The sequence below is a fragment of the Okeania sp. genome, from assembly GCF_035285525.1.
Classification (GTDB): domain Bacteria; phylum Cyanobacteriota; class Cyanobacteriia; order Cyanobacteriales; family Microcoleaceae; genus Trichodesmium.
Genome location: NZ_JAYKGW010000210.1, coordinates 34206 through 57372, shown reverse-complemented (window position 1 = coordinate 57372; position 23167 = coordinate 34206). Strand labels below are relative to the sequence as shown.

The 23167-nt window shown below is 34.5% G+C and carries 14 protein-coding genes and 2 pseudogenes; 11 read left to right on the top strand and 5 right to left on the bottom strand.

What is annotated here, in order from left to right; genetic code table 11:
* Positions 1 to 57: 57 nt before the first annotated feature.
* Positions 58 to 1014 carry a hypothetical protein gene (locus tag VKJ25_RS19910; protein ID WP_324238381.1) on the top strand — a complete coding sequence of 319 codons (957 nt, stop codon included), beginning with the start codon at positions 58 to 60 and terminating at the stop codon, positions 1012 to 1014.
* Between the two features lie 412 nt (positions 1015 to 1426).
* Here VKJ25_RS19910 and VKJ25_RS19905 read toward each other — a convergent pair whose 3' ends face one another.
* Together VKJ25_RS19905 and VKJ25_RS19900 are read right to left on the bottom strand one after the other, a co-directional pair.
* Positions 1427 to 3346: a hypothetical protein gene (locus VKJ25_RS19905; protein WP_324238380.1), complete on the bottom strand. Its 1920-nt coding sequence runs from the start codon at positions 3344 to 3346 to the stop codon at positions 1427 to 1429.
* An 815-nt stretch (positions 3347 to 4161) separates the two neighbouring features.
* The gene (locus VKJ25_RS19900; RefSeq protein WP_324238379.1) at positions 4162 to 5145 is read right to left on the bottom strand and encodes a GntR family transcriptional regulator; all 984 of its coding nucleotides are present in this window, start codon (positions 5143 to 5145) and stop codon (positions 4162 to 4164) included.
* A gap of 726 nt (positions 5146 to 5871) precedes the next feature.
* Between VKJ25_RS19900 and VKJ25_RS19895 the strand changes: the two genes are divergently transcribed.
* The 5 genes and pseudogenes from VKJ25_RS19895 to VKJ25_RS19875 all read left to right on the top strand — a co-directional run bounded on the left by VKJ25_RS19895 (position 5872) and on the right by VKJ25_RS19875 (position 14516).
* Positions 5872 to 6039, top strand: a complete 168-nt coding sequence (locus tag VKJ25_RS19895; RefSeq protein WP_324238378.1) for a hypothetical protein — start codon at positions 5872 to 5874, stop codon at positions 6037 to 6039.
* Positions 6040 to 6920: 881 nt separating this feature from the next.
* Positions 6921 to 7535 (top strand): annotated as a pseudogene (locus VKJ25_RS19890) (dienelactone hydrolase family protein); the annotation flags it as partial.
* Positions 7536 to 8202: 667 nt separating this feature from the next.
* Positions 8203 to 9117, top strand: coding sequence for a S1 RNA-binding domain-containing protein (locus VKJ25_RS19885; RefSeq protein ID WP_324238377.1), 915 nt, complete (start codon positions 8203 to 8205; stop codon positions 9115 to 9117).
* A gap of 3644 nt (positions 9118 to 12761) precedes the next feature.
* Positions 12762 to 13760, top strand: coding sequence for an N-acetylglucosamine kinase (locus VKJ25_RS19880; RefSeq protein WP_324238422.1), 999 nt, complete (start codon positions 12762 to 12764; stop codon positions 13758 to 13760).
* Positions 13761 to 13814: 54 nt separating this feature from the next.
* Positions 13815 to 14516, top strand: coding sequence for a TraB/TrbI/VirB10 family type IV secretion system protein (locus VKJ25_RS19875; protein ID WP_324238376.1), 702 nt, complete (start codon positions 13815 to 13817; stop codon positions 14514 to 14516).
* Between the two features lie 284 nt (positions 14517 to 14800).
* On the opposite strand, the gene VKJ25_RS19870 is transcribed toward VKJ25_RS19875, so the two are convergent.
* Both VKJ25_RS19870 and VKJ25_RS19865 read right to left on the bottom strand, forming a co-directional pair.
* The gene (locus VKJ25_RS19870; protein WP_324238375.1) at positions 14801 to 15256 is read right to left on the bottom strand and encodes a PEP-CTERM sorting domain-containing protein; all 456 of its coding nucleotides are present in this window, start codon (positions 15254 to 15256) and stop codon (positions 14801 to 14803) included.
* Between the two features lie 1011 nt (positions 15257 to 16267).
* Positions 16268 to 16978: pseudogene (locus VKJ25_RS19865) on the bottom strand (sulfite exporter TauE/SafE family protein).
* 430 nt (positions 16979 to 17408) lie between these two features.
* Here VKJ25_RS19865 and VKJ25_RS19860 point away from each other — a divergent pair.
* The 4 genes from VKJ25_RS19860 to VKJ25_RS19845 all read left to right on the top strand — a co-directional run bounded on the left by VKJ25_RS19860 (position 17409) and on the right by VKJ25_RS19845 (position 21000).
* Positions 17409 to 18404 (top strand): aspartate carbamoyltransferase catalytic subunit, encoded by a 996-nt coding sequence (locus VKJ25_RS19860; protein WP_324238374.1) that lies wholly within the window; start codon positions 17409 to 17411, stop codon positions 18402 to 18404.
* A 431-nt stretch (positions 18405 to 18835) separates the two neighbouring features.
* Positions 18836 to 19309, top strand: a complete 474-nt coding sequence (locus VKJ25_RS19855; protein WP_324238373.1) for a molybdenum cofactor biosynthesis protein MoaE — start codon at positions 18836 to 18838, stop codon at positions 19307 to 19309.
* 298 nt (positions 19310 to 19607) lie between these two features.
* Positions 19608 to 20264, top strand: coding sequence for a sigma-70 family RNA polymerase sigma factor (locus tag VKJ25_RS19850; protein ID WP_324238372.1), 657 nt, complete (start codon positions 19608 to 19610; stop codon positions 20262 to 20264).
* A gap of 199 nt (positions 20265 to 20463) precedes the next feature.
* Complete coding sequence (locus tag VKJ25_RS19845; protein WP_324238371.1) at positions 20464 to 21000, top strand: anti-sigma factor family protein; 537 nt, start codon at positions 20464 to 20466, stop codon at positions 20998 to 21000.
* Between the two features lie 599 nt (positions 21001 to 21599).
* On the opposite strand, the gene VKJ25_RS19840 is transcribed toward VKJ25_RS19845, so the two are convergent.
* Positions 21600 to 22016 carry a gamma-glutamylcyclotransferase family protein gene (locus VKJ25_RS19840; RefSeq protein ID WP_324238370.1) on the bottom strand — a complete coding sequence of 139 codons (417 nt, stop codon included), beginning with the start codon at positions 22014 to 22016 and terminating at the stop codon, positions 21600 to 21602.
* Between the two features lie 488 nt (positions 22017 to 22504).
* Here VKJ25_RS19840 and VKJ25_RS19835 point away from each other — a divergent pair, with 488 nt between their 5' ends.
* A complete protein-coding gene (locus tag VKJ25_RS19835; RefSeq protein WP_324238369.1) occupies positions 22505 to 23086 on the top strand; it encodes a glyoxalase-like domain protein in 582 nt (193 codons plus the stop codon).
* Positions 23087 to 23167: the final 81 nt, after the last annotated feature.

The following is a 23167-nucleotide window of genomic DNA, read 5'->3' as shown; positions in this document are numbered from 1 at the left end:
AGTGCTGACTCCTCAATGCTTACCCTAAATATCCTAGATATCAAAGAAAACATAATAATGGAAAAATTGACTGTAAAAAATCTTCTTATTAATGTTCATGTAGTTGATGAAACCAATGTAGGAGATTTATACTCTTCCCCATTGAAATATTTCCAGTTTCCTCAATCTACAACCACTAAAATTGATATTCGTCATCTCGATCAAGGGCTAGCAAAAATCGCACAACAACTTCAAAATGGCAGTTTAGGGGAATATGAGCGCTTATGCTTCATTTTAGGTGGAGGAGGACTTCTATTCCCTCGCTTTGTCAACGATTTTGTGGCCTTGCAACAGTTTAAAGCTCAGTATCAAGACCAGATTCCTATTCAGATCATAGCTTGGGGTATTGGCCAACAAGTTTATCGCACAGGTCTAAATCGTCAACGTTACTATCAAAAGTTTGACTACCCAAAATATTTGCAACAGTTTGACCTGATTGGAATCCGTGACTTTGAACATCCCAACCCTAATTATAATTGGGTTCCCTGTGTTAGTTGTATGAGCAATGAGTTTGATCAACCCCGACCCATCAAACATAAATTTGTGGTCTTTTCCCACAAGAAGTATCAGATTAAATTGGGCAACTTCCCCCGTATGACCAATGGAACTCATAATTTTACTCAAGTTTTGGACTTTTTAGGTTCAGGGGAAACGATTTTAACCAGTTCTTATCATGGTGTTTATTGGGGCACATTATTAGGCCGTAAAGTTTTGTCTTTTCCTTTCAGTAGTAAATTTTATACCCTTAAGTATCCTGGCGTTAACTTTGAGATAGACCGTTGGCGACAATCTAGGCGAGAGTTAAAGGTTTTGGGTAAGCAACTCTACGACTTTGGCTATAGTAAGCACTTTAGCTGTAACACAAAAGGATGGCGTGATGCTTTGTCACATTGTCAAGTCTATCCCCAGTTGTTGCCAGACTACCGCGAGCGTAATCAATGGTATTATCGTCAAGTGGCTAGTCTTTTAGGTTAGCATCTTTGAGTTAGGTTGGCTTATGGAAAGTCTTTTAGGGGAGATATAAGACGAAGTAGTTGAAAAAATAGTTCCTTGAATAATCTTTTCAGCTTTATTGGGGATAAGTTGTTATATTGGGTGGATATCAACATTTCAAAAATACTATTGCTTACCTTCACCAACAGACTTTTTCAGCCAACCCTACTGATATTTTGCTGCCATTGACAGATCAAGTTTCAAGGCTTTTTTGGGTCACAAAAAGTGCCAATAAATTAATAAATGAAAACTCTAGATTTTTCTGAGCCAAACTTTAAAAAATGTAGAAAAATTAACACTTGTAACTATTGCCGATTGCCCCCATACCTATTACCTATCTTTACCAACAGACTTTTTCAGCCAACCCTACTTATTTAATGCCTATTTTCTGAATTTAAAGGTTAGGAAAATGAGCAGCAATTTTTAAGCCTTGTGGATTATAAACTTCTAAAGGAATTTTAGCATTATCACTAATAGCTTTCAAAGCTAATTGTAAAATTTTCAAATGTTTTTCTAGTTCGGTACGACTCTTTTCATCTTTACTACTTTCTATTGCTTTAGCTGTATTTTTAATTTTATTCACATATTCAGAAGTTAATCGTACAGTAATTAAATCTTTCGTAACACTATACTGACAAATTTTGGGAGTTCCTTTACAAGTCTTGCTTAAGTCCTGATTAGCTGTTGCTAAAGTTTCTAATAATCTTTGGTTAGCTTGGGCTATTCTAAATAAAGTATCATAAGATTTAATTAGAGGTTTGACGGAAGCAAAATAAGCTGAATTAGGTGGTACTTCTTCAGCAGAATTTATAGCTTTTTGCCAATATTCTGTTGCCTCTTTCCAATTACCCCTCATTTCAAAAACTTCAGCTTGTTTAGAATAACTAATAGCTAGATTATAAGACTCTTCAGCTAATTCTTCTGTGATTCTACGTTGCTCTGATTGCTGAAGTTTTTTTTCATACTCAGGTAGTAGATTTTTGGCTTCTAAATGAGCCATAGTTTCTGGAGGAATAGATAATATTTTATCCAACGCATTTGCCCAACTTAAGTATACATTTTTCCAACTTTCAGGATACTGAGCTATTACTTCTCTTGTCTCTGCTAACTGAGCTGATTTTTTCGCATCTATTAATGTTTGATTAGCTTCTTCTTCTATGGTTAATCTTCCTTTTATTACAACTAAATATTTGCGATATTGCTGTAATTTATTTTTCGCAAAAGGATAAGCTTTACTATCTTCTGGTACTTTTTCTAAGAGGGTTATCGCTTCTTGCCAAAGTGATTGAGTTTCTACCCATTTTTCTGCTGGGAGTGGTAAATTTTTACTATTTTGAGATGCTTTTTGACCATTAATTAAAGCTTTTCTAATTTTTTCTAAATGTTCAGTTTCTGTTTGGTATTCAGATTTTAAATTTTGTGATTCTAAATAACGAATTGACCAGAATGGTATCTTTTCTAAATCTTGAACTGCTGTTTCTAATTTTTCTTGTGCTTGTTTTGGAGCTAAGGAGTTTTTGACTTCTTTAATTGTTTCTAGTGACTGTTGATTTAACTCTTTTGCTGTTGGTATAATCATACATTTTCCAATTACACAAGGTTGAGTTATGGCATAAAAACAGCCTACTAAAATTGCTAAACTTAAAGTGGCGCTGAGAAATTCTATTTGACTAAATGTAGTTAAGTTAACAGATTTTTCTTCTACAGGATTTTTGACTTTTTTGGTGAATTTTTTAGCAGATAGTTCTAATTCTTCTACATTAAAAGGATTATCTAAATCATCGAGTAATTTTGAGGTTATTTTAAGTTCTGAATCAGGAATATTCTGATTGATAAAATTAGTATTTGATCCAGATTTATCCTGAGATTCTAATCTAATAGATATTGCATCTAAGTCTTTTAAATTAAATGGATTATCCAAAGATTCTAATAATTCTGGTGTGATTGTTATTTCAGAATCTACATCTTTATCTATCCATTTCGGCATGAAATTTAGGGTCGATTCTTTTTGCTGAATCTTCGTAAAAAATGAATGATAAGAATAAGGATATATATGACCTATTACATTCAAACAAATACCTACTTTTTCTATAGATTCTAATTCTTCTTTTTTGACTATACTTTTTAACTGAGCAATTGTTTTTTCTCTATCTATTAATATATTGGCTGGATGCTTACAAACTACTAATAATGTTCCTGCTTTTAAGTCGCATTCAATTTGACAAGCATCATTATATTTTTTGAAAGCTTCCCAGCTTTTTTGTAAGTTCTTTTCTAAAATTTCTGTATCAATATTTCTAATTGCTGTTTTCATTGCTTTACCTTAATAATTTATTCGTTAATTGGGATTTTTTTAAATTACAGCGGATTCCAATTTGGTGCGGTACACCCACGGGAGCTTTCCGGCTTGTACTGGTAATATTTAATTATTAATATTTATACTTCATCTACTTGAAATTTGCTGTATGTAATTTAGTTTAAAATTGTCTATTATAGCAATTTTATTTTTACCAAAAAAAGAGGTATAAAGCTTCCCCTTGTTGGGGGATGAAAAAATTTTAACTCAGTATTTCAAGCCTACAACTTTAGTTGGAGGTTCACTCTCTACTGATAACTGATAACTGATAACTGAAATGACGGGGTTTTCAGTTGTTATGAGGTACACCTATCGCTAGCTTTCTAGCCTACACTACAATAATATTTTACCATTTACCGAAGGATTAATAATTAAATAATTCACGCCTTGAAGCCTCCTCTTTTAAAACGAAAAAAATAAATTTTTTCTTTTTATTTAATCATCTTCCTTTTAGGGAGAAGTAATTATAAATTATCTATTATTAAATTTGTACCTAATTTTTTTCTGATTTTCTATTTCCCAAACTCCTCCATTTTCTCACATTTCCTATTGAGCAACGAAACCTTAAACATTCAACTCTTGATTTTAGGTAAGCACTCCGCAGGAAGTGCTTACCAGATTTTTAATAAATAAGCTTTGAAAAGTGAAGTTTAAACGAAGCAAATATTAACTTAACTTCTACTATATTTTCAACTATAAAATTAAAAAATAAGTAACTTTAGTTATCAGTTAAAGTTAATAAAGCTGATAGCAAATAGCTGAATGCTGTTTACTTATACTAAACCCAACTCTCGTCTCAAAAGATTAATTGAATCTGCGCCAATATAATTTTCAATGCACCTAATCTCTGGTGGGCGAATAATATTTTCCCTATTTTTCTGTAAAGCAGATTTAACTATATCAAAGCTAAATCTATCACAAACAATTATTCTAGCTACCCGTACCATAGCACTTATTTTATGGATTTCTGTAGGTTGAGCAGTCATCACAATTACATCATTTCCACGCAAACTATGAATAATTACTTCTGCAGCTCTTAATAAACCAGAACTCAGACTCACTAAACCACAATAACTTCCCTGAGATAATGTCTGTAGTAATTGAAACTCTTGACCATAATCATATATATCAATCGGTATAACTCGAACCGATTTAGGAGCAGCTATTTCTTCAGCTTGCCCAATAAAATAACGACTCGTAACAATTGTGCCAGAAGATATTTGGTCTATTATCCCATCTAGTTCTTCTAGAGGAACTAACTGTACAGAAATATTTAAAGCTTCTTCCAACTCTTTAGTCATCAACTCGCCAATACCAATATCATTAGATGGAGCCGTAACTAAAACCCTAGCACTACAACGTAATCGCCAGTCAATCTGAGTCAAAAACATTTCCCTAGCTTCATTTAAACTACAACCTTGGGACAATAATTGATCTAAGCTATCCTTGACTATGTTATTGGCATCGGGATATTTATCAAAAGTGGGAGACTTTAACTTTGACCCTGATTCATTCCCCTGAGCCTTTACATATATACCAGAACCTGCTAGAGCTTCTACAAGACCAGTATCTTCTAGTTGACGATATACCTTACTTATGGTATTACGATGTAATCCAGTTTGCATAGCCAGTTGTCTGGTACTGGGTAATCTATGGCCAGGGGGAAACTGTCGGGAGGCGATCGCAAACCGAATTTGATTAAATAATTGGTTTGATGCGGAAATATCACTATCTGCTTTAATCTGAAAATTAACCATAAATCAAGTCAAAAGTTAAAAGTTAAAAGTAAAAAGTAATCTATGACTAAGTTTTGGCATTTACCGAAAAATTAAGGTATCAAACCTCCAATTAAGTCAAAAGTCAAAAGTAATTATGGAGAAAAAGTGGTCGTTAAAGAAAAAAATCCTTTTAGTCAATCCTCTTACTTATAAGAAGAGGTAATTATTAATTGTTAATTATGAATTATTGGGGTAGTGCCATATTATCTATAGATTATGATACATAGAAGTCCTAAATAGGTTGTAACATTTTATTTTAGAGGTTTGGTATCTAAGTCCTATTCGGCTTAGATAATTAATAATAGACATCTCCAGCAAAAGAGGGAGTAGGGGGGAAAGAATTAACAATTTCTATAGAACCCCTAAACGGGTCTCTAAAATTAGTTGGGGAGATGGGGGGATGGTGAATATAAGGCTCTAATTCTAGCTTTTTCCTTATTTCCCCTGTTGGAAGGGGTTAGGGGTGGGTTGACTCCTGACTTACTTCTTTGGCAAAAAAACACACCTTTCTTTGTAAAGATACGGTTAGAGGTTCTATAAAAGAGGGAGTAGGGAGTATGGATAATTAATCTTCAAAGGTTTAAAGTCTCTCCTTTTCAGGAGAAAAAGCAAAACTCCATATTCAATCGACCACGAGAAAGAAAATTCCAGTTTTGGAACCTTCTTATTTCAGGAGGTACTAATAACTAATAACTAATAACTAAAATGACAGAACTAGAAATCCAGACAAACCATATTCAAGTCCCCAATGGAGACCTACAAATAGATTCCTATTTAGCACAACCGATAGGAGAAGGTCCATTTCCAGCAGTAATAGTGGTACAAGAAATATTTGGGTGCGACTCGTTCCTATTAGGAGCCTCTAGCAACTAGAGGGGTATGAATAGGGTCCAATGAAGCCACAGAGGAAGAGCCTGCAATAAGCGAGGCCACCAATGAAGAGCCTTATAGTGATAACTGAGTTACGGATGTGGGTGAAAGTCCCACCCGCTGAGGGACAGCGGACTCCCGACCTGGCCACGCCGAGTCAGACCTTTTCACTGACAGAGCGAAGCTGGCATCAGGCCCCAATCAGAGCTAAGGGTGATAGGCGCACTGGGGGTAATGGGGAGACGGCATGGGTACATTACGGAATGCCCTGAAAAAGCGTCTTATTTCTCGGCAAGGAGTCACTCCAAATCTCCTGACCGCACACGAGAATCCCCGCGTCAAATCCAAATGTTAGACGCATCCCTGGGGATCGTGTAGGCGAATTGGACAGCCCTAAACCGTCAAAACAATCTGTAATTCGGAACGAGAAAAAACGGCAAGCAAGTCTGGTCATGTAGGTTTTGTGGCTAGTAGGAGGAAAGCTCGGAACTCTTGCTTGACGGGTAGGATGGGGGAACGAAATTACCCCCGGCAGTCGAGAAACCTCAAAGGAAGGGTGATGATGCTTAGACACCTGAGAGTGAAGTTTCCTAAGCCTATGCGTACAGGGTAAAAACCTCTAGCCTGAAATTGCCCAGGCGAAAGTCGAATGCAACACGACACAGAAGTAAGTAACTCCAAGGCGGTAGGCCAAAGGCACTCCCTGACTGAGACGGTGGAAGATTAGGATCAACTAAACCTTGACCCGGTTTAGTCCTAATCAACGGATTTTGTCTCTAATTGAGATGTTACCACAGACTGCTAGGAGCCGTGATGCGGTGAAAGTCGCACGTCCGGTTCTGAAGTAGAGGTGCGGAGGATAATACCTCCCATCGACTATAACAGTTAATAGCCATATTCGGGAAGTAACAGAAAAAATTGCTAAAGAAGGTTATGTAGCGATCGCTCCTTCAATTTATCAACGTCAAGCTCCTGGTTTTGAAGTGGGGTATACAGAAGAGGACTTAATATTAGGTCGTAAATATAAAGAACAAACCAAAGCTTCAGAACTACTCAGCGATATTCAAGCTACGATTAATTATCTCAAAACTATACCTACTGTTAAATCAGATAAATTTGGCTGTATAGGTTTCTGTTTTGGAGGTCATGTCACTTATCTAGCAGCTACTTTACCAGAAATTAAAGCAACTGCCTCTTTTTATGGAGCGGGTATTGTTACTGGTACTCCTGGTGGTGGCGAACCTACTATTATTTTAACTCCGAAAATTAGTGGTACAATATATTGTTTCTTTGGTACAGAAGATCCTTTAATACCGATAGAACAGGTAGACCAAATAGAGGCAGAATTACAGAAACATCAAATAAAGCATCAAGTATTTCGTTATCCAGCAGACCACGGTTTCTTTTGCGACCATCGTAGTAGTTACGATGGTGAAGCTGCTGCTGATGCTTGGGTTAAGACAAAGAAACTTTTTGGTCAAGAATTAATGAATAGTTAATAATGAATAATTACAGCAGTTTCCGAAGCTATGAGGTACAGTTGTTTTTCTTCTTTTCTGTTCCCACCTTCTGTGTTCCCTATTCCCTAAAACCTCAAATTTTGTACCTCATAACAACGGAAAGTGCTGTAATAATGAATAATGAATAATTAATAAGTAATAATTAATAGAACAATTATGGCTCTGCTGATTAAATCTAATAGCACTAACAGAGAAAATTTCAAGTCTTTTTTTTTGGTAACTAAAAGTTTCAAAGAACTACGAAGTTAACCTGGATAAGTAATAATTAATAGAATAATTATTACTCTGCTGATTAAATCTAATAGCACTAACAGAGAAAATTTCAAGTCTTTTTTTTGGTAACTAAAAGTTTCAAAGAACTACGAAGTTAAACTAGATAAGTAATAATTAATAGAATAATTATTACTCTGCTGATTAAATCTAATAGCACTAACAGAGAAAACTTGGAAAAATTTAGAACAATGGAATGGAAATCAGGATATTGATAAATAAAAGGTAGAAAAATATCTATCCCCCCATCTCCCGACTCCCCATCTCCCCATCTCCCCATCTCCCTGCCTAATTTTACTGATAACTGATAACTGATAACTGAAATGACCAGAGATTAGTTATATTTAAGTAGCCTAGTGTTTTTTTTACTCTAAATATGAATCCCGAATCAACTAGCTCTCAAGGAAGTAAACAGTCCTTTTCAATGGACGACTTTGCTAAAGCTCTCGAACAACCTCAGTATAATTATGAATTTCAAAAAGGACAAATAGTCACTGGAAAAGTATATAGTTATGAATCTGAAGGCATTTATGTTGATATAGGGGGTAAGTCTTTGGCTCTTTTACCCATTCAAGAAGCTTCCTTGGGAGCAACACAAAATTTATCCGAAGTTCTGCCACTGAAACTAGAAAGAGAATTTTTAATTATCCGCGACCAAGATGCGGAAGGTGAAGTGCTTCTTTCTGTGAGGCAGCTAGAAATTAATCAAATTTGGGAGAGGTTGACTGAATTACAAGAAGGTGGTCAGTCTTTCCAAGTTCGAGTCATTGGTACTAATAAGGGTGGGGTGACGGTGGATGTAGAATCTTTACGAGGTTTTATTCCGCGCTCCCATCTTCTGGCAAAGGATAATTTGGAGTCCTTGATAGACCAAGTATTGACTGTCAATTTTTTGGAGTTAGACCAAGAAAAGAAGAAAATTGTTATGTCTCAGCGTTTGGCTACTCAGTCTGCTGGTTTTAGTAGGTTAGTTGTTGGTCAGTTGGTTGAGGGAACAGTTGCAGGAGTGAAGCCTTTTGGTGTTTTTGTCGATTTGGAAGGTTTAACTGGTTTGCTACATATTACCCAGATTAGTCAAAAGCGGGTTGATTCTTTATCAACAATTTTTGCTCCAGGTAATTTGGTTAAGGCGATGATTGTAGATTTGGATGAAGGTCGAAAGCGAATTTCTCTTTCTACTAAGGTGTTGGAAAATTATCCAGGAGAAATGTTGGAAAAAATTGATGAGGTAATGGGGTCAGCGGATGCTCGTGCTGAAAGGGCAAGAAAGGCTTTACCTCAATTACAATAATAGCAGGGAATAGGTATGGAGGGAACAGAGAATAGGGAATAGTTGGAAAAAAATTTCTTAGTTTAGGGCTCATCATCTGTCTATGTTCTCACCAATTTTTTCTTAGCTATAGGTTGAATTTTTCTATTGCTTTCCAGGAAGGCTGAATAGGTGTTGTTGCTTATTCAGCAATTTTTATATGCCAGGGAACAGGTATGGAGGGAACAGGTATGGAGGGAACAGGTATGGAGGGAACAGGTATGGAGGCAATAGTTGGAAAAATATTTCCTAGTTTAAAATTTATCATCAGTCTAAGTTTTAACCAATTCTTTCTCAAACTACTGGACTGACACGCCTTAAATAGTGCAATACTAGGGGCGGGTTTATGAGGAGATTTTCATGCTTACTCTAAGATTTATATAAACCCGCCCCTGGGACGGTGACTTATATTGTGGGGAGCGGGTTTAGCTGACAGAAGCATGAAAACTCGTTAACTAACCTATGAAACCCGCCCCTACAGTTCCTGATTTCCTAATGCACCATTTTAGCTGTGTCGGTCTACTACAGTCAAAATTTTTATCAGATATGAAATGGTAGGAAACATTATCAATCTTAATTAATACCATTGTCGGATAAAATTATGTTTTGCTGATGCGATCGCACTCCTACTCCCTAATGCTCTTTTTCATTTTAATAAGCACCTGCGCAGAGCGACAGACTTGTTATTAATATACATCAAAATTAGCTAGGAAGCAAAAATCCTGTATTTATTGCATATGAAGACTTGTAGCGTTTCTGAAAAGATTGTTAATACAGGCGCAAAATCGCCATTTTTCCCGAAAATTTGGCCCTAAATATCTCATTTCAACTTTTTTTGCAAAAATCAGTTTAAATTTTAAATAGGTTGATTGATTAAGTATAAGTTTGATTAATGTATAGTTATTTTATAATCTTATAAAAAGGAAAAAAGAGTCATTTCAGTTATCAGTTATCGGTTGTCAGAAAATTAATATTTTTCTGTTGAAATATATAAGTTCTTATTTGATAATCTTGTTAGAAATAGTTCCAGAAAATTAGAACAAAGATAAATCAATAAAACTATAATATCAGAAAATATAAAAACCATTATTTGTATTTCCGAAGTTTTACGCTAAAAAAGATAAAGTTGAATAAATGAAACAATTGAATGCTAAGTAAGAATCTATTCAGGAATTTTTATAATCGAAGTTTTTATCAATATGAAATTGCAGGAAAAAGAGGAAAAGATTATTAGTTGAATTGAGGTAATTTTTCAGAAAAAATTCTAGAAAATCCTACTTTAACTATTAGGGAAGTATTTAGATCTAGGGTAGAAATAAGTAATGTTTTAGAAGACAAATTTGTTGAGATAGCACAGCAACAAGAAACAATTATTGAAGTTGCAGGTTCTCCGAAATAAGTTATTAATTATTAGTTATCATTTTAGTTTGATGATGTTGAACAAGAAGTGAGAAAGACTCTATCTGGCTAATTTATTGATTGGTAAATTTTAGTTATTGGTAAATCAGTAAATCAATTTTACTTCTATCTATGGGATTAATACTAATTACTTTCTCAAGAAATAAACTTTTTTCATCCAACCAAAAAGGTAATCTTTTTAAATCGCTGATTTTGATTTTGAGGTTGCTGCTTGGGATTTTTTCTAATAATATTAATTTGATAATCTAGATATAAATATAATTTCGACTTTAGTAAGCGTTCCGTATAAATTAAAATATTTTCCCAGTTTTCCTTTCTGAAATTAGAATAAAGAGAAGTTAATGCATATAAACTATTATTTGGCATAAAATTTTCATTAGTAAATTTAGCAATTAAGCGATCGCTGGATTGCGGAATAAAAATTTTAGGCGATCATTCATTAATTGATAATGGATAATTACCTCTCACTTTTAGGGAGAGGATTGGCGCTTAAGGAAAAAATTTATTTTTCTTGGTCGATTAGATATGATTAGGGAACCATCCATCTCACCCTACGGGAAGCTCCGCTTTCCATGTCGCGCAGCGTTTTCGTATAGGGAATGGTGCACTTTCCATGTCGGCTCAAGCGCCGTTTCGCTGCGCGACATATAAAGCGAAGCGCAAAAACGACGACTTTTTCCCCTATCGAAGGGGAGGGTTCCAGGCGCGAATTATTTAATTGTTTAATTATTAATTATTTCGGTAAATTTCCACTTGACCTAAACCAATGCACTTTTTATTTTTAATTTCTTCTTTTTCCAATCTCACTCTAATTTATTCGCTAAGTCGAAGTTGTAATTCATAATCATATTTAATGTAATGACAAAATTCAGGGTGCATCTCATATTTGCCAAAATACTTTTTCCCGGTTAAGTGTTCCCTAAAAGCAGTGAGTTTTTGGCTTTATTTAAAATCGAGATTCACTCAGATAGATTCCCGAAAATATAATCAAACTTTAGCTCTTTTTTTTAAGATTTATGATTGGGCTTGAATCTTTATAAATAATGTGAAAATCATTGATAAAGTAAAATCCTTGTGCAGTTTTGACAGTAAAATCAATCTGATAAAAACTTAGGTTTTGATAAGTAGAAATATCAATCTTAAAAAAATTATCTAATTCTAATAAAAACCTAATTTTACAAATTTATAGTGCTGCCCAATCTAGCTAGAATCCATAGATTGAATTTAATATCTCATCTATATAATCAAAATTAAATTTAGTTAGTAATTGTTTAACTAATATCAGAATAAAATTGCCAGTACCGATGGCAAACTCTAAATATTTAAGATTGGGTTTAATGTCGATTTGTGAAATAATTTTATTGAGTAAATTTTCTATAAAATGCTCCTGAAAGGGGCAGTCGAGATTTGGCAAATATTTCTAGGTTGCTTAAATCTGATTTAATATGTTTCTTGTTATTTCCTAGGATTTTATTCACTAAAAAATCTCTTAATTTTGAAATTTGAGAGTTAGATATAATTTATCCTGACTATTTGTGGTAATTTATTTCTGGCAAAGATAGTTATATTTAATTTCAATTAATAGTTATTTTGATACCTTATTTTCTTGTGAAATTTTTTCATATTTCGTAAGTATTCAGCCGTTAGTTATTAGCTAGCATCCTGGGTCGAAACTGCGCAATTAAGCTATTGATTTTAGTGAGTGATAAAAGTAATATTTAATTGAGAAACTAAAAATATTACTATAAAAAATATATACTCATTTAAACTCAGTATTTAAGTACAGGTTCTTATTGCTGATAGCTGAGGTGCTAATAACTAAATGCTTACCAAACAATTAATAGTTAATAATTAATAATTAAAAGTTTATAGTCAATAATTATTCATTCAATAATTCGCGTCTTTAAGCCTCCCCTTTTAAGGATATAAATAAAAAAATCCTTTTAGTAAATCCCCTTCTTTGAAAAAGGAGTAATTACTAATTATTAATTTTTAATTGTTAATTGCTTGCCAAAAAAAAGAGGTATAAAGCCTCCTCTTTTAAGGGGATGAAAAAATTTTAACACGGTTCCCGATAAATCAGTCTTTCAAACATCCGACTTTAGTCAGAGGTTCGCTCTCTACTGATAACTAATAACTGAAATAACCCTATTTCTATAAATACAGTGTAAAGTTATTACAGACAAAATAATTGTGTTTTTCTAATGATGAAAAAAATAAATGTTTTAGGAATTGATGGCGGGGGAACCAAAACCGAAGCCGTTTTAATGGATGAAAATTATCAAATTCTTGGTAGTGGTAAAAGCGGTCCGTCAAATTATCAGAGTGTCGGAATTGAAGTCGCTAAAAATTCGATTCAAAGCGCTATTATTCAAGCCGTTATTAATAGTAATAGCCATCAACCAATCTCTGGAATTTGTCTTGGTTTAGCAGGAGTAGGCAGAGCTGAAGATTTTATAGTAGCAGAAAAATTCATCCAAGAAATTATTACTAATTTGCCGATAAAATGGGATTTACAAACTCATACTACTATTATTTGTAGTGACAGTAATATCGCTTTGGTAGGAGGTATTGGAGATGCTGTGGGTGTCGTGGTCATGGCAGGTACAGGTTCCCTAATATTTGGCCAGAATAATCAAGGCTTAACTAAACGGGTTGGTGGTTGGGGTTATCTGTTGGGAGATGAAGGGGGTGGCTATAATATAGCTATTCAAGGTTTACAAGCAGCTTTGAAAAGTTATGATGGGCGTGAATCCCCCACTACCTTAATTACAGACTTTCAAACATATCTGGGTCTGAAAAATATTGAGGGCCTAATAGAAATAGTCTATCGCCGTGGATGGAATGCAAAAGATGTAGCCACACTTGCTCCTATTGTCTTTGCCGCAGCAAATAAGGAAGATAAGGTAGCTAAAAAAATTATTCAAGGTGCTATCGAGGAGTTAAGTAAAGCTACAAAAATTGTCATATCTACCTTATTTCAGCCTCACGAAATTTTTGAAGTAGTTACTATTGGAAGTGTCTGGAGGGGTATGGAAAACTTTCGCAGTTGGTTTGAAAATTCTATCACGGCGATCGCTCCTACTGCTCAAGTTATTTGGCCACGACATCAACCTGTTTATGGTGCTGCACTTTTAGCTTTAAAAGCTGTAGAGGATATAAATTCAAAATTCAAAATTCAAAATTCAAAAGTTACCTCTCACTAAAAAAATTTAGGAGAACTTATTAATAACTTATAACCAATATTGGAGGAAATAATTATGTTTAATTCAAAAAAATACCGTTTTGGCACATCTTTATTATTAAGTCTAGGCATGACATTAGGTACAGGAACTCCAGGTTTAATGTCAAATCAAGCAATGGCTCAATTTTACTCACAACGACAAGTCCCTCAACGAGGAGTTCCTCAACGAGGAGTTCCTAGTAACCAACAAAGACAATTTTCTGTAGCAGAAATACCAGCAGGAAGAATTATCCCTATAGAATATGAGAAAGCAGAAAAGATTGTGGTAACTCCAGATGAGTCTATGGAGTTAAGACTGAAAGTGAGTCGAGATATTCGAGATTCTCAAGGAAGAGTGGTAATACCGGCTGGTAGTGAGATAGAAGGTGAACTACGACCTGTTTCTAATGGTACTCAATTTTTTGGTGAACAATTAATTATTGGCGATCGCCGATTTCCAATTAATGCTATTTCTAGGGTAATTACTGAGACTGAAGAAATAACAAAGGGTGCTAGTGCTGGAGATATTTTGAAGGGTGCTGCTGTGGGTAGTGCTGCTGCTAGTTTATTGTCTGGTATTCTTGGGGATAATCTTCTAGAGGTGGAACGGTTATTGATAGGTGCTGGGTTAGGTGCTTTGGGTGGAGTGTTCGTGGGTAAGGATAAAGCAGAGGTATTTGTGATTTATCCTGAAGATGATTTGAATTTAAGATTGCGTTCTAATTTTTCCTTACGCTAGTTAGAAGTAATGTCTTGTCTGATAGTATTGGTAGAATTAATGCTCCGTAGGGGTTTGGTCTCCAATTTTTCGAGAACCCTACCATCTACCAAATAGGAGTTTTTGCTCTTTTCTGATGGTAGAACTTTATTCTCTAAAGCCAGCAGGTTTGATATAATATCCTATCCGGTAGTATTGGTATTGTATAAACAAGGAAGAAGAAAGATATTGCCTATTAAAAAAAGTGATCGCTCTTGAAACTAAATAGCGATCGCTTTCAACTAATATTTATAACTTTAGTAATTCTATTTGCGCTTTAACATGGAACCAACACCAACAGCACCAACAGCTAATAAACCTAAAACTGAAGTTGGTTCGGGGACAGTCTCCGATAGATTTGTACTTTGATTATCATTGGTAAGGTGGAAATTATCGAAAGTCCAAGCTGCTCCTTGTGGATTTGTCGCACTTTCTAAACGAATCCCTAAAGAAGACCACCCATTGGAGATAGCATCATTGAAAATTGAAGTAATGTCGAAACTCAAAGTATCTCCTACAGAAAGACCTGCTGTATTGAACGTACCAACAGTTCCGATAGACGTAGCTTGATAATCATAAATATTCTCAAAATTGTTACCTTGATAGGCTACAATATTAATATCTCCTAGAAAAGAAAAGTCATTCGCCCCAGAGAACAATCCTCCATCATTGAATACATCAAAAGTTACAAAAGCTGAACTTGATGTACTCAAACCAGCCAAATTGTATTCTGAAAGTCCACGAACTTCTTCACTGAAAAAATTACCAACTTCAGCTTTTCCAGCAGGGTTACCAAATTGACCACCAGTCGAAGAGTGAAAGTGATTTCCTATAGACTGGTCGGATCCGCTAGCAACAGAAAATGTGAATCCGTTAGTGATAGTAGCAGCTTTAGCCTCAGATACGGCTGTTATTGTAGTGATTGCTATAGCAGTAGTTAAACTTTTTGCTGTCTATGACAGCAAAAAGTTTAAAAATTTTTTTGAGCTTACTTGATTGTTGACCATAATGGTTAATGCCCCATTTTTAAATTATGCGTTTAGTCTTCGTATTAAGTTAATACTCTGCAATTAACTCTTTCACACCAAATCTAGTTATCAAAAGGTGATTTTTCACTCTTTCTCTCTAATCCTTCTGCCTCCACCTTTTCCAAGAGTAGTATGAAGGATGCTCTCTAGCTTATCTTTACAGTCAATCTACCTTCTAAACCATATTTATTATTAGATGTATTCTTAATATAACCTAGATATTTGGGAATGGCAACAATTTATATAAAACCGGGCAATTACTATATCGAAGTCCTTGGGAGCGGTAAAACCTTAGGATCGAGCAATTTTAGGGTTTTAGAAGATTGCTTCCGCTTCGTCAATAGGGAGAACTATGCAACCAGATATTTATGTTATTCAAAGTTTAATCCTAACAGAAATTACCTAATAATTAATAGTTAATTGTTCATTATTAATTGCTGAAGCAGCGAACCTGTATATAGTTCTTAAAACCCCATACGCAATAGTTTTTTAACTATATATTATATATAGTACCTTTGCGTAAGTCCTGGGTAAATTAACTAATTTTTTTTTGTGTAATATTATTTATAGGACTTACGCAACTGCAACGTATTTTCCTCCGATATGACTGAAGCGAAGCAATCTCAAACCCCTATTTTTCCTACCTCATGGCTTTAGTCCTATTTGTTCTAAATTTAATGCCTAAATCTACTTAATTTCTAATGATTAATTATCAATAGACCGCATAATCAAACTGAAACTAAGCACCAATAAAAACAACAAAACTACTGTCCGAAATTTATCCTCCGGCAACCTTTTTCTCAATCTACCACCAAAATTAATACCTACAGCAACTGGCAAAATACCCACCACAGAAATACCTAATAAAGATGGTTCAAGCAATCCAATTTTACTCAGTAAAAACAATATAATTATACTTGAAAGAGTAAAAGAAAGATTAATCGCTTGTACAAAAATTTCTTTATTGAGGTCTAAAGCCAGCAAAAATGGCAAAATAGGCATAATCTAAGAACCTGTTTTAATACCATTGATTATTCCCCTTGTCAATCCTACTGGAACAGTTAACCATTTCCTCATTTTCCCAGAAAGGATAATAAGTTTTGAACGCAACGTCCAGAGAACATAGAGAAATAAAATAGCTCCCAGAATAGCTCGACTAATTTTACCCTCTACAAAATTGAGAACATATACCCCCAGAAATAACCCAGGGAACGTTGATAAATAAATAGGCCAAAAATTCCTAACTGCATCTGGAAACTTTCCAGCTTGTACCATCACCAGAAAATTACTAGACAAAGAAGGCACAATAACTAAAGGTATAGTTATTTTCGGATCGAGAAAAATCGCCAGGGTAGGCAAACTTATGGTAGAAAAACTTAATCCTGTAACCCCCTTGAGAAAAGCTGCAAAAAAAATGATAAAAATATCAAGACTATTGTGTGGACATCCATTTAAGATCGATCAAAGCTAGTAATGATTGGTAACACAGCCTTCAAGGGTGTAACAACCTTCCAGGTTGTGTTACAAAACTTAAGATAGAATACACCATAAACCCAATTTCTTGTTTACCAAAAAATCAGGTCTAAAGCGTCCCCTTTTCAGGGGATGAAAAAGCGGTCGTTTTGCTGACCCAAAACTCCGCTTTATATGTCGCGCAGCGTCTCGGAGGGACAGGTTTCCTGCTCTTACAGAGCCATATCTAATCGACCAAGAGAAATATTTAACTTCAGTATTTCAAGCCTCTAACTAAACTCGGAGGTTCACTTTCTACTGATAACTGATAACTGATAACTGAAATAACCTACATAAATTCTGTAATAATACTTAGACAAAAATTCAATCACAAATGTCTACAAATTCTTGGACTCGTCATCATATTCTTTCTCTAGCAGAATTTACAACGACCGAATATAATATTATATTACAAACAGCAGGTAGTTTTCAAGAAGTTCTAGGTCGCCGAACCAAAAAAGTACCTGCATTGCAAGGTCAAGTCGTAGCCAATTTATTCTTTGAACCCTCAACCCGCACCCGTAATAGTTTTGAATTAGCTGCTAAACGTTTATCCGCAGATACCCTAAATTTTGCCCCAGGAACTTCCTCTCTGACCAAGGGAGAAACCATTCTAGATACAGCAATGACTTATCTGGCAATGGGAACAGATATGATGGTCATCCGACATCGAGATTCTGGAGTTCCCGCAGCGATCGCTTCTGCAATGGATCGAAATGGTCATCGAGTCCGAGTGCTTAATGCTGGAGATGGTCAACACGAACATCCTTCTCAAGGTTTACTGGACTTATTTACTATTTGTAAATTGTTAAATTCAACTGAACCGAGAATAGAACTTTTAGAAGGAAAAAAGATTGCTATTGTGGGGGATATTCTTCACTCTAGAGTAGCACGATCTAATATTTGGAGTTTAACCGCTTCTGGTGCCGAATTACATTTAGCAGGACCTCCTAGTTTATTGCCTAAATATTTTGCTGAATTAGGTAATAATAGACCTAGTAAATTATTTGTACATTGGAATATTGAACCTGCATTAGAAAAGGCAGATTTTGTAATGACTTTAAGGCTGCAAAAAGAAAGAATGAATCAACATTTATTACCTAGTTTAAGAGAATATCATCAATTATTTGGCATTACACGCGATCGCCTTAAATTTTGTCAACCAGGGGTGAAAATATTACATCCAGGACCTGTGAACCGAGGGGTAGAAATTAGTTCTGATTTAATGGATGATCCAGAGTTAAGTTTAATTTCTCAACAAGTTACCAGTGGTATTGCTGTAAGAATGGCTTTATTATATCTTTTAGGAGGAGGAAAGATTGATAATTGATAATTAATAATTAATAATTAATAATGGATAATGAAAGTTATTTCTAATTTAATTAGATTAAGATGATGAGAAAATGGGGAGTAATTTTTTTGCTGAACTCTTGCCGAAAGCGACAAAATATTCCATTTTATTTTCCCAAAAACACTCAATTTTTAATCTAATTAATGTTTTCATTTGCTGAAATTATAATTAATGGATAATGAATAATGAAAACTATCTCTAATCAACAATTATTCACTTAAAAGGAGAGACTTTAAACTTCTGTTGATTAATTGATAAATTATCAATTATAGCAATTTCCATACTTGTAAAATAAGACTTACGTAGAAACCGGGTTTATGGAATAAATTTCGTAGTTTGAACAATAATATCATAGCAATAAATCCGGTTTCTTGGTTGTTGAATTATCAATTATTAATTATTAATTATTTATGTCTTTATCTACTAAACCAAAACAAGAACAGAACAACTTTTCTATTACCATAGCTCCTTTATCCATAGCAGAAATTTACGCTTTAGCAGATAATCCTGCAAATGGTGCCGTAGTAGTAATGAGCGGAATGGTTCGTAATCAAACAGACGGTAAATCTGTAGTTGCTCTAGAATATCAATCCTATCAACCTATGGCTATCAAAGTATTTGAACAAATTGCGTCAGAAATACGCTGTCAATGGCCAGAAGTTAATACAGTCATAATTCATCATCGGGTGGGACGTTTAAAAATTGGTGAAATTAGCGTCTTAGTGGCCATTGGGTGTCCACATCGCTCAGAAGCTTTTACAGCCTGTCGTTATGCCATAGATACCCTAAAACATACAGCCCCTATCTGGAAAAAAGAACATTGGGCAGATGGATCGAGTAGTTGGGTAAGTATTGGAGCTTGTGAAATAGATACTGAGAAATAATGGAATTAACACTCAAGAGGCAGGGAACTCTGGAAAATATTCCTCGTCTATTCTCAATATAGCTAGGGTTTGCGGAAAAAGTCTTTAATTAAGGAATTAAGGAAATGAGGCGATGGGGAGTAATTTTTTTCTCCAACTCTTTCTAGCTTTTGCCTCCAAGAGAGCGCTGTCTTTTGCAGCATAAATATCTCAAACAAGAGCAGATTTTTATGCTCTCAAAATGCTAATAGATTAATTAGCAACCCCTAGCTAAAGCTAAGTAGAAAAACAAAAAACTATTGATTGAGCCAATTGCCAAATGAGTCAATATGTGTTTGTAAAATGGTCTAAGGTTGAACAAACCCTTTCACAAGTGGAATTACCACCCGAAAAACTATCTAACTACGATCTAGTATTACAGTGCCAACAAGGTAGTCGCCCAGATCGTACAAGTTTTGCAGAACTTCTACATCGATACCAACTCCATGTAGAGAAAATTTTATATCATTTAGCCCCCGAATGGCAAGATCGGTCAGATTTGGCTCAAGAGGTTTGGATTCGGGTATATCGTAATATTAAACGGTTACAAGAGCCAGGAAAATTTAAGAGTTGGTTAAGTCGGATAACTACTAATTTATTTTACGACGAATTACGGAAACGAAAACGAGTTACTCCTCCTCTATCTTTGGATGCTCCTTTGGCTTTGGATGATGGTGTTATGGATTGGGAAATTGCTACAGATACTCCAGGACCAGAAGAACAATTAAGCACACAAGAATTTTACGATCATCTGAGGAATGCGATCGCTCAATTACCTGAAGTATTTAGAGTAACTATTATTTTGAGGGAAATTGAGGGTTTATCTTATGAAGAAATTGCAGAAATTACTGAAGTTTCTCTAGGAACTGTTAAATCAAGAATTGCTAGAGCTAGACAAAGATTACAATTGCAACTGCAAAAATATTTGGATACTTGAAATAGGCTGAATTTATTTATGAAATTCTTTTGTAAATAGTCAAAATAAATATCTTTAAATTTCGATATATAAAGTTTTTTTATTATCTAAAAATAAGTTATTTTTGACTTTGCCAGAATAAAAATTGCCATATCAATAATTCCATCTAAATAAAAACAATTAAGTATCAATTATTCGATTAATTTATAAGTGTTAATTTATGAGTAAAAAAATAAATTCAAATGATTTTGATAATCAGTTTCGGGGTGAAAAAATAACTATGAAACAAGAAAAATTTGAATTAGTAAGTGCTTACATTGATGGTGAGTTAACAGCATTACAACGTAGAGAAGTAGAAGTTTTACTTGATAAAGATCCAGTTGCTAGACATCTTTATCAAAGACTACTACAACTACATTATGAGTTTGAAAGAATGCCAATAACTTCCCAAAATTTAGACACTGTAGATAGGACAGTTGAAGAAGTATTTGAAAAAATTGACCGCAGATCGAGACGGACTGTTATTTTGGGTGGTAGTGCTATTGCTGCTCTAGCAATAGCAGTTATATCAGGGATTATTTCAGCTACTCGTTCTCCAGTAACTCAGTTAGCAGATGTATCGAATTCTGAACCTGTACAGATAGCTTTAAATGAACCTGTTATAGAAATAGTTAATCCCAATAATGTTATCTTAACTGTCAATGAACCATTGTTTGAAATTCCTCAACCCTCTGTTAAGCCTCTGGAAAATAAATAGACATCTCCAGAAAATAGGCTATGGGCAATGAGCAATAGGAAGAAAGAGTTGATAATTTCTGTACGACAATTGATTTGATTTTTAATTTGTGGAGATGTCTAATAGTAATTAGTAATTATCAAATAATTATATTTAAGAGATTAATTCTAATTTATTCATGGAGAAAAAAGACCAAAAAATTTTTTTAGTCAATTCTCTTATTTATCTTTATCAGAAGAGGTAATAATTAAGACTTACTGAATAAATATAAAAGTTTTTACTGATAAATATTTGATGATTTTGAGGGTTAAAAAAGTGGGCACTTTGGGTTGACTATTACAGAAAGATAGTAAGCATTCAGCTATTAGCACCTCAGCAGTCAGTTCTTAGTTTTTTATGAAGTTAAGTCAAGGGATATTTCAACTTCTAATTCTACTTTTCAACTATAGATATGAGCTTTTAACCCATATAATTTATAGCTGGAAATTATAGATGTTTTTCAGAAGCTGATAGCTATTAGCTGACTGCTGAATGCTTACGAAAGATAACTCTTAACTTATAACTATTCTCTATTCCCTATAAAGAGCAAAAATAGTTTTTCAGTCAACCCTAATTAATTGTTAATTATTAATTGTTGAATCACCTGTCCAAAAACCATCATATAAAAGTTTACCACCAAGTAACTTTACCTTTTCTGGTAACATTAAATAGCTCCAAACATCTCCTAAATATTGCCCATCAAGTCCAAAAATAGGAACTTTTTGTCTTTGATACTCGTTTTCTTCAGAAAGGCGTTCAGGATGATAATCTTCTAATTCATCCAACTCTAGCAAAATCTTTGGCTCTAGAAATGATAATACAAATCCATATACCTTACCTTTTCCATTAGTCATCCCTGGATAACCAATAGGTAGTTCATACAAGAGACCATTGGCAACTGCTGGAAAAGACTCCACAATATATTTCGCACAATAGAATTGATAGTTTACCTCTCCTGGTTTGAGAGTACCATAGACAAATACTCTTAGGTAACTCATTTAGATTAATTAGAAACTACTAAATTTTACCGAATAACTAATAATTAGACCTAGGTTGGGTTGAGGCACCAAACCCAACAATAATTAAAGCTTTGTTGGGTGTCACTGTCGTACCGCTACGGGTCAGTAAGCAACAACCTAACCTACATTTTTAGGTGAAACAGTCCACTAGACTGTTTTGCCTAAAATAGTGCATTATGTGGAGTAAGAGAGGAAGATTGTTTTTGGGTTTCGTCCCTCAACCCAACCTACATCTACTAGATTGTTTGATCTTAAATGGTATATTAATTTTTGGTTATGGCTAGACAAGGAAGACAAGGCAGATAGATAAAGAAGAAAATCGCTCTGCACAGTTTTAGATGAAACATTCCGCTACTAAATTTTAGCCACTACATAATAAACAACAGTAGATATGTTAAAATAATAGACCGAAGTTAAAATTAAATTCAATAGTAATTCTTTTAGACTGAATGTTAGTAGTAAATGTTATGGCTTTTTGGCTTCCCCAGTTACCTCTAAGTGCTTTTTTACCAGAACTACCCCTTGATAGTCTATTTTCTACTCAAGGGATAATGGTCATGCTATTAGCTGCTTATGCTGTAGCTATGTGGATGTTTTTGACCAGCGCTCCAAAAGTTTATACAATTATGGTTTCTAATTTGGCGATCGCTCAACAATTCTATGAGGGTATGCTCGAGTTGCCAGTAGCAGAAGTACCTTTACATTACTACTACAATTATGAACAAACATTAGGAGCAACTGGTATAGATCCACTCTATCTGGCAAATGATTATACCAGACCCAGTGTTAATAACCAAGAAACATCAGTTCCAGATGGTTTGTGGTATCAATTAATGAAAAATTCCCAACTACACATTATTAGTGGAGCGAGTCTTGGTGCTAAAAACCGTCAACGTCATGTTTGTTTTGATAAAGACTGTTTAGAACAAATATTATTGCGGGTACAGATGCGTGGTCTTAAGTATAAGATTAGGTCAGAAAAACCTCTTAATTTATTGGTAAAGGACTGGAATAGTCGAGTTATAGAAATAGCAGAAGTTAAGAACTAGAAATTATTAGTATTTAGCTTCCAGCTTTTTAGGGAGGGCGGGAGTCGGGGATTAGGGGAGTCGGGGAGTAATTTTTTTCCC

Coding starts and splice junctions, on each gene's coding strand:
- VKJ25_RS19905 (WP_324238380.1), bottom strand. CDS start 3,346: ATGAAAACAGCAATTAGAAATATTGATACAGAAATTTTAGAAAAGAAC.
- VKJ25_RS19900 (WP_324238379.1), bottom strand. CDS start 5,145: ATGGTTAATTTTCAGATTAAAGCAGATAGTGATATTTCCGCATCAAAC.
- VKJ25_RS19840 (WP_324238370.1), bottom strand. CDS start 22,016: ATGAGTTACCTAAGAGTATTTGTCTATGGTACTCTCAAACCAGGAGAG.
- VKJ25_RS19875 (WP_324238376.1), top strand. CDS start 13,815: ATGTTTAATTCAAAAAAATACCGTTTTGGCACATCTTTATTATTAAGT.
- VKJ25_RS19885 (WP_324238377.1), top strand. CDS start 8,203: ATGAATCCCGAATCAACTAGCTCTCAAGGAAGTAAACAGTCCTTTTCA.
- VKJ25_RS19850 (WP_324238372.1), top strand. CDS start 19,608: ATGAGTCAATATGTGTTTGTAAAATGGTCTAAGGTTGAACAAACCCTT.
- VKJ25_RS19880 (WP_324238422.1), top strand. CDS start 12,762: ATGAAAAAAATAAATGTTTTAGGAATTGATGGCGGGGGAACCAAAACC.
- VKJ25_RS19855 (WP_324238373.1), top strand. CDS start 18,836: ATGTCTTTATCTACTAAACCAAAACAAGAACAGAACAACTTTTCTATT.
- VKJ25_RS19895 (WP_324238378.1), top strand. CDS start 5,872: ATGACAGAACTAGAAATCCAGACAAACCATATTCAAGTCCCCAATGGA.
- VKJ25_RS19860 (WP_324238374.1), top strand. CDS start 17,409: ATGTCTACAAATTCTTGGACTCGTCATCATATTCTTTCTCTAGCAGAA.
- VKJ25_RS19845 (WP_324238371.1), top strand. CDS start 20,464: ATGAGTAAAAAAATAAATTCAAATGATTTTGATAATCAGTTTCGGGGT.
- VKJ25_RS19910 (WP_324238381.1), top strand. CDS start 58: ATGGAAAAATTGACTGTAAAAAATCTTCTTATTAATGTTCATGTAGTT.
- VKJ25_RS19835 (WP_324238369.1), top strand. CDS start 22,505: ATGGCTTTTTGGCTTCCCCAGTTACCTCTAAGTGCTTTTTTACCAGAA.